Here is a 13,662-nt window from a genome sequence, read left to right on the forward strand (position 1 = left end):
TATAAAACGAGTAACAGGAGGAAGGACATGGCAATCAAGATTGCGCTTGCAGGCAATCCGAACTGCGGAAAGACAACACTGTTCAATGATCTGACCGGAAGCACGCAGTACGTGGGCAACTGGCCGGGAGTAACCGTTGAGAAGAAGGAAGGAAAGCTGAGAGGAAACCGGGATGTTATCATTCAGGACCTTCCGGGTATTTATTCGCTCTCTCCGTATTCACTTGAAGAAGTGGTATCCAGAAATTATCTTGTTGAAGAAAAACCGGATGCGATTCTGAACATTATTGATGCTACCAATATTGAGCGAAATCTGTATCTGACAACACAGCTTCTGGAGATTGGAATTCCGTCTGTAATTGCTCTGAATATGATGGATCTTGTCAGAAAAAATGGCGATAAGATCAACATGAAGAAGCTTTCGGCGGAGCTCGGCTGTGAGGTTGTGGAAATGAGTGCCCTTAAGGGCGAGGGAAGCAGAGAGGCAGCGGAAAAATGTCTTGAAGTTGTCCGTTCGGGAAAAAGAGCGGTCATCCCTCAGATCTACACCGGTAAGGTACAGGAGGCGCTGGAGTCCATCAAGGCACTGATCCGCGGGACAGTTGATGATACAAACCTTGAGTGGTATGCGGTAAAGCTTTTTGAGAGAGATGAGAAGGCTATCGAGAAGATCAGCCTGAGCAATTCCGTGAAGAACGAAATTGAGAAGATTGTCTCAAAAACAGAGGCGGACGAGGATGACGATGCGGAATCCATCATCACTAACGCCAGATACACCTATATCCAGAATGTCATTTCCAAGTCTGTTGTTAAGGGAAGACAGAAGGGTGCACTGACAATTTCCGATAAAATCGACCGCGTTGTAACAAACCGTTGGGCAGCCATTCCGATTTTCATCGGAATCATGTGGCTGGTATATGATATTGCGGTTGGATCCCATGTCTGGTCCATCGGTACCGTTATGACGGACTGGACCAACGATGTGCTTTTCGGAACCTGGATCAACAACGGCGTTACAGCTGCGCTGACTGCAGCAAACTGCGCGCCATGGCTCCAGGGACTGATCGTTGACGGTATCATAGGAGGTGTCGGAACGGTTCTCGGATTTGTTCCGCAGATGGCGGTTCTGTTCCTTTTTGTTTCAATTCTGGAGGACTCCGGATATATGGCTCGTGTTGCTTTTATCATGGACCGTATTTTCCGCAGATTCGGACTTTCCGGAAAATCCTTCATTCCGATGCTTGTCGGAACCGGCTGCGGCGTACCCGCAATCATGGCTTCCAGAACCATCGAGAATGAGAAAGACAGACGGATGACGATCATGCTCGCAACCTTCCTTCCGTGCGGCGCGAAGATGGAAATCGTAGCGATCATGTCCTCAACCTTCTTCCCGGGAAATTCCCTGATTCCGACTTCCATGTATTTCCTTGGAATCGCAATTGTTGTAATTTCCGGTATCTGCCTGAAGAAGGTCGGCTATTTTGCAGGAGATCCGGCGCCCTTCGTCATGGAGCTTCCTGCATATCATGTTCCGTCCATCAAAGGTGTTCTGATCCATGTGTGGGAGAGAGTAAAGGCATACATGATCAAGGCCGGAACGATTATCTTCATCGCCTGCGCGGCACTGTGGTTCCTGATGAACTTCAACGGATCCGGTTACACTGCGGACGTTGAGCAGTCCTTCCTGAAATATATCGGTGAGGGAATTGCTGTGATCTTCCGTCCGCTCGGCTTTGGCAACTGGAGAGCCGCTGTCGCATCTGTGTCCGCAGAGCTGGCAAAGGAGCAGGCTCCGGCAACACTGGCGCTTCTGGCACATGCGGCAAGCGACGGCGAAGTGGATGTGCAGAACGCGATCTTCTCGATGTTCAACGGAAACAAGCTTGCCGGACTTTCCTTCATGCTGTTCAATATCTTTGATGCTCCCTGCCTTGTGGCAATCGCAACAGCGTTCCGTGAGCAGGGCACAAGAAAATGGGGCTGGATCACCTTCGGCTTCCAGATGGCTGTCGGCTACTGCTTCTCCCTGATTGTCTACAACATTGGACTTCTGGTTACGGGCGGCGTATTTACGGCTGCTACTGTGGCGGCAATCCTGATCGTGGCGTTCGTAATCTGGGCACTGTTCCGCAGACCGTCAAAGAAATATGCCGGAGAGCGGGCAATGGCATAACGCGCTGATTGCTAAATGATTAATATGTGAAAGAAGTTCCGCAGCGCTGCTGTCAGCCTGAAACGGGACGGGAAAGTGCCAGAATCTGGTATTTGCCTGTCGGAAAAGGATGACAGAAGGACTGCGGAATATTTGTCTGATGAAGTGCTGTAAATTTTGAGCTTGAAGTGCTGTAAATTTTGAGTTTGATATTGACAATAACGGTTAAAGACATTAAACTCTAAGGTGAACAGGAGGTGTGAACATGGCAGGAACAATTCTTATACTAGCACTTGTTATCGTTGCAGTCGTTTTTGCACTCAGATATACATTGAAGCATCCGGATTCCTGTGAGGGATGCGGCAGCAGCTGCTCCTGCGGAGGAAGCTGCAGCACAAAGACTTCCGGTGGACGAAAGCACGGAAGAAAGAACCGCGGGGGAGATCATGCCGCGAACTATATGGAAGACAGGAGTTTTAGAGACCAGGCTCTGGAGAACATCTGGAACGAGACAAGGACCGACGTCCGGAAGTGCTGAGATAAGAGCTTAGTTCAGAAGGGCAGCGAACATGGATACCGCTGCTGCCGGGCAGTACTGGCCGCAGATAGCGCCGAAGCGGATCATCAGTTAAACAGCCGTGAGGTAAAAAAGATAAAAACTGCCCGCTTGAGGACGGTTTAATTCGAAAAAGAGAGTGCCACTAAACAAGTGACACTCTCTTTTTCGATTTTTGCCTGGAGAAGTCCGGCTGCAGTCTTACGCTCCGATGTTATTCATCGTCGCGTTTCTGTTGTTCTTGCGGATCCGCTCATATTCCAGTTCATCCTCGATGGAGACGCTGCATTCACCGTCAACGAAGTACTCCTTGTACCAGAGCAGGAACATGTATACCACCCAGATGTGGCGCGCGTAATCCTCTTTGCCCTCCTTATGGGCGTCCAGAATCCTGACGAGTTCGTCGGTGTGGAAGAACTTTTCGGCGATGTCGCTCGTAAATTCTTTCTTTACAATATTATAGTACTTGTCCTGACGCAGCCATACGCGGATCGGAACCGGGAAGCCGAGCTTCTTTTTCTTTGCCTGTGCGTCCGACAGGTAGCGGTGAGCAGCCTCACGGAAGCAGACTTTTGTGTTGTCATCGGTAACCTTCTCGGAGAGCGGGATGTTTTTCGCAAGATTAAAGACCTCTCTGTCGAGGAAGGGAACACGGCTCTCGATGGAATGAGCCATGCTCATTTTGTCCGCCTTCAGCAGGATATCGCCGATCAGCCAGAAATTAAGGTCGATATACTGCATCTTCTCGGTGTCCTTGAGGTTTTTCACCTTGTCGTAGAAAGGCTTTGTGAGAGTGTACGGTGCAGAACCGGCGCTCGGGTATTTCAGAACCTTGTTCCTGAGCTTCATATCATACACGTTGGCATTTCCGATGAATCGCTCCTCGACATCCTTGGAACCGCGGATGACGAAGCTCTTTCCCTTCGGGTGACCGGGGATTTTTTCCGCTACGGCGGCAATTCCACGGCGCAGTGCCTTCGGGAGCTTCTGGTAGCCGGCAAGAGACATGGGCTCATGGTAAATTGTGTATCCGCCGAACAGCTCATCGGATCCTTCTCCGGAGAGGATGACCTTGACATCCTTGGCAGCCTCACGGTCCACAAAATAGAGCGCGGAGGCAGAGGCATCCGCCAGGGGCTCGTCCATGAAGTACTGAATTCTGGGAAGCTCTTTCCAGTATTCCTCTGTGGAGATCACCTTGCTGTGGTTTTCGATCCCGAGCGTTTTCGAGAGCTCCTGCGCATAGGGGATCTCGTTGTATTTCTCGTAATCAAATCCGACCGTGTAGGTGCGGGAGCCGTGGAAATGACAGGCCACATAGCTGGAATCCACGCCGCTCGAGAGAAGAGAGGCTACTTCCACGTCGCTGACCATATGATAGCGAATCGAATCCTGCATGGTCTCGTCGATCTGATCGACCAGCTTCGCGTGGTCGACGGGATCCTTCGAGGGAGTCAGCATCGGATCAAAGTAGCGGGTGATCGTTTTGCTGCCGTTTTTCCAGATCATGTAATGTCCCGGCATCAGCTTGAAGACACCCTTGAAGAAGGTTTCCGGGAGGACGGAGTATTCGAAGGAGAGATACTGTTCCAGAGCCTTGAGGTTAACCTCCTTCTGATAGAGCGGGTATTCCAGTATACTCTTGATCTCAGATGCGTAGATGATGTTTCCGTTAATTTCTGTATAATAAAGAGGTTTGATGCCAAACATATCTCTGGCGGCGAACATTTCCTTCTTCTTAGTGTCCCACAGAACGAAAGCAAACATGCCTCTGAGGCGGTCGAGCATCGAGGTGCCCCACTGTTCATAGCCGTGCAGGAGAACCTCTGTGTCGGAGCTGCTGGTAAAGATGTGACCGCTCGCCTGCAGTTCCTTCTTCAGCTCCTTGTAATTGTAGATTTCGCCGTTAAAGGTACATACGAGGGTGCGGTCTTCGTTGTACATAGGCTGGGTTCCGGCATCTGTCAGATCGATGATGGAGAGACGCCGGTGCCCCATGGCAATATCCGGGCCGATATACTGGCCTCCGCCATCCGGGCCCCGGTGTATCATCCGGTTCATCATATTTGTCAGAATTGGTTTCTGCTCTACATCAGTTCCGGTAAATCCGCAGATTCCACACATATATTTATTCCTTTCTTTTATCTCTTATAGCAGACCTTCACCACGGAGACGTGCCGCGCGGGTGTCCCCGGGAACCAATCTATTATAAGACAGCTTAAGAACAGGGGCAAGATAGTAAAATTAATAAGGAAAAATCGAGAAGGAAAAATGAAGAAGAATAAGACGGCATAAGAGGCGGGGCAGGATAGCAGAATTAATAAGAAGAAATCGAGAAGGGAAAATAAAGAAGAATAAGGCGGCATAAGAGGCGGGGCAGGATAATAAAACTTATTAGGAAGAGATTGGAGTCGAAATCATGCAGAAGAAATGGAAGAGGATCCGGCCTGTGTCTCGTACGCAGTCACGGATAATGGACAGATTTTGCATGAATGGGTTTTGCCGGATGATCGGAAAACAGATAAAAACAGGGTAACAGTTTTTTTGAAGTGGGAAAACAGGGCGAATTTTGAGACATAAACGTGAGTTTGTCCGATGGACGGAAATCGGTTTGAAGAATATAATCCAAGAGAAATGATAAGGAGGAGACAATATCATGGCATCTACACTTGGTTACGTTAAGCATGCAGCAGAGCGTAAGGCTGTTGAAGTTGTAATCGATGGTTTATTAAAGAGCGCAAAGAATAGTAAAGATAAAAGACAGACCTACCTGACCTTCATGGGATGGGCGGAGAAGTTTTTTGGAAATAAGGCTTTTTCTGAGGAAAAGGTGGAAGCCGTAAAGAAGGCAATTCAGGATCCGGACAATAAGTGGATGAAATTCATTGACCAGATTATTGATGAGACCAATCCGCAGTTTGCCAAGATGACACTGCTGAACCTTGGATATGAAGCATTCCTTCGCGGCACGAAGACAATCCGTGCAAACCGCGAGAAGTATAACTGCAATATTCCGTGGCTGATTCTGTTTGATCCGACCTCCGCATGCAATATGCACTGTGAGGGCTGCTGGTCCGGTACATACGGCCACAAGAACAACCTGTCCTTTGAGGACATGGACAAGATTATCACTCAGGGCAAGGAGCTTGGCGTATACCTGTACCTGATGACCGGCGGAGAACCGATGGTCCGCAAGAAAGATATCCTGAAGCTGATGGAGAAACATCATGACTGCTATTTCGCAGCCTTCTCCAACTCTACACTGATTGACGAGGATCTGGTGAAGGAGATCGCACGTCTGGGCAATATGACCTTCTTCCTTTCTATCGAGGGAACACCGGATACGAACGACGCAAGACGGGGCGAGGGCCATTACGCGGCGGTTATGAAGGCAATGGATCTTCTGCATGAGTATGGAATCCTGTTTGGTACATCGATCTGCTATACTAAAGCAAACATCGATGCAGTTACGAGCGATGACTTCTTCCATCTTCTGGAGGAGAAGGGCGCTAAGTTCGGATTCTACTTCCACTATATGCCGACCGGTCAGAACGCAGTACCGGCGCTTCTGCCGACTCCGGAGCAGAGAGAGTATATGATCAATAGAATCCGCTACATCCGTTCCGCAGAGTGTCCGATTCAGTTCTATCCGATGGATTTCCAGAACGACGGAGAGTATGTAGGCGGATGTATCGCGGGCGGAAGAAACTACTTCCATATTAATGCAAGCGGAGACGCAGAACCCTGCGTATTTATCCACTACTCCAATACGAACATTCATGACAACTCCATTCTGGAGATGCTTCAGAGCCCGCTGTTCATGGCATATCACGAGGGACAGCCGTTCAACCGCAACCATCTTCGTCCCTGCCCGATGCTTGAGAACCCGAAGCTGCTTCGTGAGATGGTGAAGGAGACGGGAGCACACCAGACCAACGAGGAGGCACCGGAATCCGCAGAGGAGCTCTGTGAGAAGTGCGATGATTACGCAAAGAACTGGGCACCGGTTGCAGACCGCATCTGGGCGAGTGAGAAACACAAGAAGCCGACCTACGAGAACTATACAAAGGAAAAGAGAGAGCATCCGGAGCTTGCGGCATTTGAGCATGCTGCCAACGAATAACGGATCCTGTCCGTCTGGAATCTCTCCGGCGGTTTAACTGTCAGTCAGATACATTAAATTTTATAAAATGAACGAATCCGGGGCTGCCCTGCGAAGAAATTCGCAAGGCAGCCCCTTTTACTGTATAAAGCCGTCGTCAAGCAGGCTGTTTTTGGGCATGCGAAGCATGCACAGAAAACTGCATGCTTGAACGACGCTAACATGTATGAGCATGGAGCGGTGTGAAACACCGCGAGAATGCGAATATGCGCGGGCAGTGAGCCACATCCGCTCACACAAAGTGTGAAGCGGTGGGGCGAACGCCACGGCTGACCGACGAAGTCGGTCACATGTGGCAGCTGCGAGAGTTGCGAAGCAACGGAGCAGCTGGCTTTATACAGTTTGTGGCACGACTTATCGCATGGTGGTTTATTGTATAAGCATTGCGAGGTGAAATGTTCGTGAAAAAGTGATAAAATCATAATATATACAGAAAAAAAGGAGGGTGCAGCATGTTAAAGGATTTCGTGAAGGCGGTCCCGCCTGAGAGGGATGAGATCAAAGAGGAACTTAAGACGGCGCGGGAGCAGCTTGCCGGCTATCAGCTTAAGATCAAGGAGGCAAAACTTCCGGTCATGGTGATTTTTGAGGGCTGGGGCGCTGCCGGAAAGGGGAGCGTGATCGGCAAGGTGATCCGGAACATTGATCCCCGGTTTTTCAAGGTCAAAAATTTTGCGGCGCCGACTGCCGATGAGAAAAGGTATCCGTTCCTCTATCGGTATCTGCTCGAGATCCCGGAGGCGGGAAAATTTACTTTTTTTGATACCTACTGGCTGGAGGAAGTCGCAAACGGGGTGATGTCCGGCGAGATGAGCGAAGAGGAGTACAAGCAGAAAATTCACAGCATCAACACGACGGAGCGGTCGCTTCACGACAATGGATATCTGATTCTGAAGTTTTTCTTCCAGATCGGCAGGAAGGAGCAGAAGAAGCGGCTGGAGGCGCTCGCGGCGGACAAGAATACCCGCTGGCGCGTAAATGGTGAGGATCGGAAGGAGAACAGAAATTACGGAAAATGCCTGGAGGTGTATGACCGTTTTCTGGAGGATACCAACCGTTCTGTCGCGCCCTGGTATATCATCGATGCGGAGGACAAGAAATGGGCGGAGCTTCAGGTTCTGCGGTTCCTGAATCAGGGCATTGACACGGCATTGAAAAATCAGGCGCTGGCGGCTCCGATTCTGCAGAATCCCTTCCCGCTGAAGCAGATGCCGAAGCTCGAGGATATCTCCCTGAAAGACAAGACAATGTCTGAGGAGACATACCGGGAGGAACTCGGCAGACTTCAGAAGGAACTGAACCATCTGCATTACGAGCTTTACCGGAAGAAGATACCGGTGATCATCGCCTATGAGGGCTGGGACGCGGCAGGAAAGGGTGGCAACATCAAGAGGGTTGCGGGCGCACTCGATCCGCGGGGATACGAGGTGCATCCGATTGCAAGCCCGGAGCCTCATGAGAAAGCGAGACATTTCCTGTGGCGATTCTGGACCAGACTCCCGAAGACCGGCCATATCGCGATTTTTGACCGGACCTGGTATGGAAGAGTCATGGTGGAGAGGCTCGAGGGCTTCTGCTCTGAGAACGACTGGCAGCGGGCTTATAATGAGATTAATGAGTTTGAAAAGGAACTGACGGACTGGGGAGCGGTTGTGATCAAGTTCTGGGTGCAGATTGACAACGAGACTCAGCTCGAGCGGTTCACGGAACGGCAGAACACGCCGGAGAAGCGGTGGAAGATTACGGATGAGGACTGGAGAAACCGGGACAAATGGGATCTGTATGAAGGAGCGGTCAATGAAATGATCCGGAAGACGAGCACGACTTTTGCGCCCTGGTACATTCTGGAATCTGATGATAAGAAATATGCCCGTATCAAGGCGCTGCGGATTGTGATTAAGCGAATCCGGGAGGCCTGCGGGGAGAAATAACCTCATGACCGACTGCCCGGCACGCGTTGATCCGAGTGCCGGACGGCGGTGTTGAAGCACAAACACGCGAAATCTGAATATGTGCGGGCAGTGAGCCACATCCGCCCACAGAAAGTGTGAGGCGATGGGGTGAATGCCACGACAGACGGACGAAGTCTGTCACTTGTAAGACTGTGGGAGCGCAAAGCACGGAACATGTAACAATCCGTAGCTCTTACGGTTTGCGGCACGATGTATTGTATGGCAGTTTAGTTTCTGCAGACGGTTCGGAATTACTTTGCGGGCTGGACGCCGGTGATGTCACGGCAGATCTCGCTGGCGATCAGAAGGCCGGCAGCCGGGGGAACAAACGGAGAACTGCCCGGAATATCCCTGCGGTCCGTACATTTGCGGGCAGTTCCGGGAGGACAGATGCAGTTTGTGCGGCAGCTGATGGACATGTCCTCAAGAGGACGCGTCGGCTTTTCCGTGGAAAAGACTACCTTGAGCTTTTTCACCCGGCGCTTGCGCATTTCGTGGCGCATCACCTTCGCCAGGGGATCCATGGTGGTCTTGTAGATGTCGGCGACCTGGAGCTTCGAGGGATCAAGCTTATTGCCTGCTCCCATGCAGCTGATCACGGGTACGCCGGCTTTTTTTGCCTGCATGATGATTTCTACCTTGGCGGTGACGGTATCTACGCAGTCTACGACATAATCGTACTGGGAGAAATCAAACTGGTCCGCGGTCTCCGGCAGGTAGAAGCACTTGTGAAGGGTGACATTCACATGTGGATTGATATCAAGAATCCTTTCCTTTGTCACATCCACCTTGTACTTCCCAATTGTCCGCCTGGTGGCGACAAGCTGGCGGTTTACATTTGTGAGACAGACCTTATCGTCGTCTACGAGATCAACGGCGCCAAGTCCCGCACGGACAAGACCTTCGACGACATATCCTCCGACTCCTCCGATTCCGAATACAATGACTCGGGAGTCCTGTAATTTTTTTATTCCGTCCTCGCCCAGAAGAAGCTGGGTTCGCGAAAACTGATTCAGCATAATGGTTCACCTTTTCTGATTTTTTCTTTAATATATCAGACGCAGATTGCATTACGTAATCCGTTCTAAAAATATATTTCGTTGTTGCTTCATTGACATATCTTATAATAATCGTGAGGGAATATCAACAATTTACAAATTTCTGATAATCGGTGACGCGCAGGCAAAGGTAGAACTTTCTTCGCCTTATCCGTTAAGTGTGAAGTACAAGGACATGCTGAAAAATAAGTATAAAAGAAAAAATAGTACTGGATTTTTTGTGAGAAGTCTGCTAGAATGAGTACATCAAATGCAAAGAGGCATTTCCTGTAGAAGGAAGTGCCTCTTTTTTTGTCTAAATTCATCTTTTGAATGTAAATGAACTGGAAGCCGTCTTCAGGAGGTATAAATGATGGATAATTTTCTCGCTTATGACAACCTTTTATATTCTCTGTATACTGCCATTGATTTTGAGGATCTTAAGGGAAAGCTGCTCTGTCATCTTGAGGAGTTGATTCCGCATCAGTATTCGAGTATTCTGCTGATTGATCCAAATTACAGCAGAAAGGGCGGAAGTCTGAAGGTATCCGAGTTTTTCTGTAAACCGAGTGAGTTTATGGAGGCGGAGAAAACCTATATGGAGAAATATCCGGAGGCAATGAACCGCAGACTGAATATCTCAAGAGAAACCGTATCGGTGCGTGAGAGCAGCCTGATGCCGGAGGCGGAACGCCTTCATTCGAAGGTATACCAGGAATGTTACCGGAGATTTGACATTTACGATACACTTCAGCTTTCCATCGCGAGCGGCGATGATCTTCTGGCTGTTCTCACTCTGTTCCGCACCAGAGCGGCGGGAGCTTTTGCGGATGAAGATGTGTACCTGCTGAAGGCACTGAGCAAGCATCTGAACACGATTTTCTACAAGCATTGCAGGGAGAGGGACACGGCGGCTTCTGTGAGCGGCGCGGTGGAGATGATCACGAAGAAGGTTCATATGACGCCGAAGGAGACGGAGATTCTGACACTGATCTTTCTCACAAAATCCAATCTGGAGATCTGCGACGAGCTCGGAATCAAGGAACATACCCTCCAGAAGCATTTTCAGAACATATACCGCAAACTGAATATTTCCTCGAGATGGGAGCTTCTCCGGTTTGCACACGATGGAGCGCAGGGCCTGGGAATGGGACAGGCAAGCTGACGACAGCATGGACGGCTGCGGCGGATGGCAAGGACATGACGGAAAAATGAATATTCCGGTACACATTGATGTGGGTTTGTGTTAGAATTGTGAGTAAAGCAATCAACTAATAACACAAATCCACATGTTGTTGTATAAGCTCTTCGAAAACGAAGATAGAGCTCGTCGCACGCGAAGTGTGCGTGATTCTGGATGCGATAAGCAATTGGAGACTGGCGATGAGAATTCATTTTTATAGAAACTGCACAATGAAGCTGGAATATGGAGGAAAGGTATTCCTGGTCGATCCGATGTTCCGGGCACATGGGGTCACCCATCAGCTGAAGACGACGCATTACCCGGAAAAACCGCCGCTGACAGACCTTCCGGAAGCACCGGAGGAAATTATGAAGGGCGTGGAGGCGGTTCTGCTGACACACGTCCATCCCGGACATATTGATCAGGAGGCCGCGGACTGTATCCCGAAGGATATGCCTTTTTACACACAGAATCTGAACGACAAGGATCTGGTGCGAAACTACGGAATGAGCAAGACGCAGACCATCAATATGACGCTCAGCACACATTATGAGGATGTGGACATCATTCGTGTGGCGGGCAGGCATGGCGACGGAAAGATTCAGCATGTGCTGAATACCATGCAGAATTCAAGCGGTATCGTAGTCCGTAAGGAGGGCGAAAAGACGGTCTACATCACCGGCGATACCGTGTGGTGCAGGGGCGTCCGTGAGGGCATTGGCTATCACCCGGATGTGATTATCGCATATCTTGGGTATGCCCACGGGGAAGGAATGCACATTACGATGGGAACAGAGGATCTTGAGAAGATTCAGAGTGCAGCTCCCTATGCAAAAATTGTGTGCGTTCACATGGAAACCTTTGAAAATCAGGAGCTGACGCGGGATGCCCTGCGCGCGTATGCGATGCAGAGAGGCTTCCTGGATCAGCTGATCATTCCGGAGAACGGAGACACAATCGAATTCTCCTGATCATCTGCTTGTGCGCATGCGCCGCGGCAGGAGGATAAGACGGGCAAACCACGTTTTGTTTTGCCCGTAGATTGGCGGATGAGGGAATGCCAACTGCTCACCCACTCAGAGCCAGTGCGTTTCCATCCACAATTTCCGCCCACAAAACGAAAGAATTATATTTATGAAGAAAAATTACAAGATGCTGGTCAGCTATGACGGCACCCGCTATTATGGATGGGAGCACCAGCCCAATCAGGAAATGACGATACAGGGGAAGCTGGAAACGGTTCTTTCGAGAATGGTCGGGGCGCCGGCAGATAAACCGGTGACCGTGATCGGAGCCGGACGGACGGATGCAGGCGTGCACGCGAGAGCAATGACGGCGAATGTGCTGCTGGATACGGATATGACAGAGCAGGAGATTCAGGAATACATGAACCGTTATCTGCCGGAAGATATCAGTGTCAATGAACTGAAAATCTGCGCAGACCGTTTTCACAGCAGGTTCAAGGCAATTGGAAAGACTTACTGCTATACATGCTGGTACGACCCACGGGGCGCGAAGCCTGTTTTTGACAGAAGGTATGTGACGGTGCTGGACAGAATGCCGGATCTGGAGCGGATGAGAGAGGCAGCGGATATTCTTTCAGGGATGCATGACTTCAGAAGCTTCTGCGGCAATTCTCATATGAAGAAATCCACCGTGCGCGTGGTGGATTCGATCGAGATCCGGCAGAAAGGCCCGTATCTCCGCTTTGTGTATCATGGGAATGGTTTTCTCCAGAATATGGTCCGGATCATGACCGGAACCCTTCTTGAGGTCGGATACGGAAAACGCACAGCGGAGAGCATGCAGGAACTTCTGGATGCTAGGGACCGGAAGCTCGCGGGTCCGACGGCGCCGGCACAGGGGCTTTGCATGATGGAGGTGCAGTACTGACCCTATCGATTTGATCAGCCTTATCCGTCCTGCATAAAAAGAATCTGAGAGACAGGATACAGGCCGGCTATAGAGCAGTGCACAGGCCGGATATAGGCTGGGTATACCCGGAATGAGGAAAACCGGGAAACCCGGAAACCCGGAATTAACGCGGTTACAGCTTGACATTTATTTTCAGGAACGATATAATAAGCCGGCATGGCAAAAGTGAAAGGCGTTCGTGCGCCTTTTTTCCATGTAATGACTGAATAAGAAGCAGCCGTAGAAAAACAAGGAGGAAATAAAAGGAATGCCTACATTTAACCAGTTAGTTAGAAAGGGCCGTCAGACTTCCGTAAAGAAGTCCAACGCACCGGCATTGCAGAGAAGCTTCAACTCTCTGACAAAGAAATCTGTAAACCAGTCTTCTCCTCAGAAGCGTGGTGTCTGCACAGCAGTTAAGACCGCTACACCGAAGAAGCCGAACTCAGCGCTTAGAAAAATCGCCAGAGTACGTCTTTCCAACGGTATCGAGGTTACAAGCTATATTCCTGGAGAGGGACATAACCTTCAGGAGCACAGCGTTGTGCTGATCCGTGGAGGGAGAGTTAAGGACCTGCCAGGTACCAGATATCACATCATCCGTGGTACTCTCGATACTGCAGGTGTTGCCAACAGAAAGCAGGCCCGTTCTAAATACGGCGCCAAGAAGCCGAAAAAGTAATACAAAAGCAACCAGGATAAGAATT

General features: G+C 50.0%; 10 protein-coding genes. 8 read left to right on the forward strand and 2 right to left on the reverse strand.

The window, feature by feature from the left end; genetic code table 11:
* Positions 1 to 27: 27 nt before the first annotated feature.
* Both feoB and ACTQZS_RS05760 read left to right on the forward strand, forming a co-directional pair.
* On the forward strand, positions 28 to 2,172 hold the full coding sequence (gene feoB, locus ACTQZS_RS05755; protein ID WP_441474967.1) for a ferrous iron transport protein B: 2,145 nt from the start codon (positions 28 to 30) through the stop codon (positions 2,170 to 2,172).
* Between the two features lie 244 nt (positions 2,173 to 2,416).
* The gene (locus ACTQZS_RS05760; protein WP_441474968.1) at positions 2,417 to 2,689 is read left to right on the forward strand and encodes a FeoB-associated Cys-rich membrane protein; all 273 of its coding nucleotides are present in this window, start codon (positions 2,417 to 2,419) and stop codon (positions 2,687 to 2,689) included.
* Between the two features lie 219 nt (positions 2,690 to 2,908).
* On the opposite strand, the gene asnB is transcribed toward ACTQZS_RS05760, so the two are convergent.
* Positions 2,909 to 4,831 carry an asparagine synthase (glutamine-hydrolyzing) gene (gene asnB / locus ACTQZS_RS05765; RefSeq protein WP_441100748.1) on the reverse strand — a complete coding sequence of 641 codons (1,923 nt, stop codon included), beginning with the start codon at positions 4,829 to 4,831 and terminating at the stop codon, positions 2,909 to 2,911.
* A 532-nt stretch (positions 4,832 to 5,363) separates the two neighbouring features.
* On the opposite strand from asnB, the gene ACTQZS_RS05770 reads away from it, so the two are divergent.
* Both ACTQZS_RS05770 and ACTQZS_RS05775 read left to right on the forward strand, forming a co-directional pair.
* A complete protein-coding gene (locus ACTQZS_RS05770) occupies positions 5,364 to 6,830 on the forward strand; it encodes a radical SAM protein (RefSeq protein WP_441100747.1) in 1,467 nt (488 codons plus the stop codon).
* Between the two features lie 491 nt (positions 6,831 to 7,321).
* Positions 7,322 to 8,800 (forward strand): phosphate--AMP phosphotransferase, encoded by a 1,479-nt coding sequence (locus tag ACTQZS_RS05775; protein WP_441474969.1) that lies wholly within the window; start codon positions 7,322 to 7,324, stop codon positions 8,798 to 8,800.
* Between the two features lie 272 nt (positions 8,801 to 9,072).
* Here the strand turns inward: ACTQZS_RS05775 and ACTQZS_RS05780 are convergent, their stop codons facing one another.
* Positions 9,073 to 9,840, reverse strand: coding sequence for a tRNA threonylcarbamoyladenosine dehydratase (locus ACTQZS_RS05780; protein WP_441474970.1), 768 nt, complete (start codon positions 9,838 to 9,840; stop codon positions 9,073 to 9,075).
* Positions 9,841 to 10,228: 388 nt separating this feature from the next.
* Between ACTQZS_RS05780 and ACTQZS_RS05785 the strand changes: the two genes are divergently transcribed.
* From ACTQZS_RS05785 to rpsL, 4 genes are all read left to right on the forward strand, one after another.
* The gene (locus tag ACTQZS_RS05785; RefSeq protein WP_441474971.1) at positions 10,229 to 11,023 is read left to right on the forward strand and encodes a helix-turn-helix transcriptional regulator; all 795 of its coding nucleotides are present in this window, start codon (positions 10,229 to 10,231) and stop codon (positions 11,021 to 11,023) included.
* A gap of 218 nt (positions 11,024 to 11,241) precedes the next feature.
* Positions 11,242 to 12,012 carry an MBL fold metallo-hydrolase gene (locus ACTQZS_RS05790; RefSeq protein ID WP_441474972.1) on the forward strand — a complete coding sequence of 257 codons (771 nt, stop codon included), beginning with the start codon at positions 11,242 to 11,244 and terminating at the stop codon, positions 12,010 to 12,012.
* 163 nt (positions 12,013 to 12,175) lie between these two features.
* Positions 12,176 to 12,934, forward strand: a complete 759-nt coding sequence (gene truA / locus ACTQZS_RS05795) for a tRNA pseudouridine(38-40) synthase TruA (RefSeq protein ID WP_441474973.1) — start codon at positions 12,176 to 12,178, stop codon at positions 12,932 to 12,934.
* A gap of 289 nt (positions 12,935 to 13,223) precedes the next feature.
* Positions 13,224 to 13,637 carry a 30S ribosomal protein S12 gene (rpsL, locus tag ACTQZS_RS05800; protein ID WP_441474974.1) on the forward strand — a complete coding sequence of 138 codons (414 nt, stop codon included), beginning with the start codon at positions 13,224 to 13,226 and terminating at the stop codon, positions 13,635 to 13,637.
* Positions 13,638 to 13,662 lie beyond the last annotated feature (25 nt).

The sequence above is a fragment of the Bilifractor sp. LCP19S3_H10 genome (assembly GCF_052119185.1).
GTDB lineage: Bacteria > Bacillota > Clostridia > Lachnospirales > Lachnospiraceae > Bilifractor.

Excerpts from the sequence above, each read along its gene's own strand:
- ACTQZS_RS05760 (WP_441474968.1), top strand. The coding sequence starts at position 2,417 with ATGGCAGGAACAATTCTTATACTAGCACTTGTTATCGTTGCAGTCGTT.
- truA (WP_441474973.1), top strand. The coding sequence starts at position 12,176 with ATGAAGAAAAATTACAAGATGCTGGTCAGCTATGACGGCACCCGCTAT.
- rpsL (WP_441474974.1), top strand. The coding sequence starts at position 13,224 with ATGCCTACATTTAACCAGTTAGTTAGAAAGGGCCGTCAGACTTCCGTA.
- ACTQZS_RS05790 (WP_441474972.1), top strand. The coding sequence starts at position 11,242 with ATGAGAATTCATTTTTATAGAAACTGCACAATGAAGCTGGAATATGGA.
- ACTQZS_RS05780 (WP_441474970.1), bottom strand. The coding sequence starts at position 9,840 with ATGCTGAATCAGTTTTCGCGAACCCAGCTTCTTCTGGGCGAGGACGGA.
- asnB (WP_441100748.1), bottom strand. The coding sequence starts at position 4,831 with ATGTGTGGAATCTGCGGATTTACCGGAACTGATGTAGAGCAGAAACCA.
- ACTQZS_RS05775 (WP_441474969.1), top strand. The coding sequence starts at position 7,322 with ATGTTAAAGGATTTCGTGAAGGCGGTCCCGCCTGAGAGGGATGAGATC.
- ACTQZS_RS05770 (WP_441100747.1), top strand. The coding sequence starts at position 5,364 with ATGGCATCTACACTTGGTTACGTTAAGCATGCAGCAGAGCGTAAGGCT.
- feoB (WP_441474967.1), top strand. The coding sequence starts at position 28 with ATGGCAATCAAGATTGCGCTTGCAGGCAATCCGAACTGCGGAAAGACA.
- ACTQZS_RS05785 (WP_441474971.1), top strand. The coding sequence starts at position 10,229 with ATGATGGATAATTTTCTCGCTTATGACAACCTTTTATATTCTCTGTAT.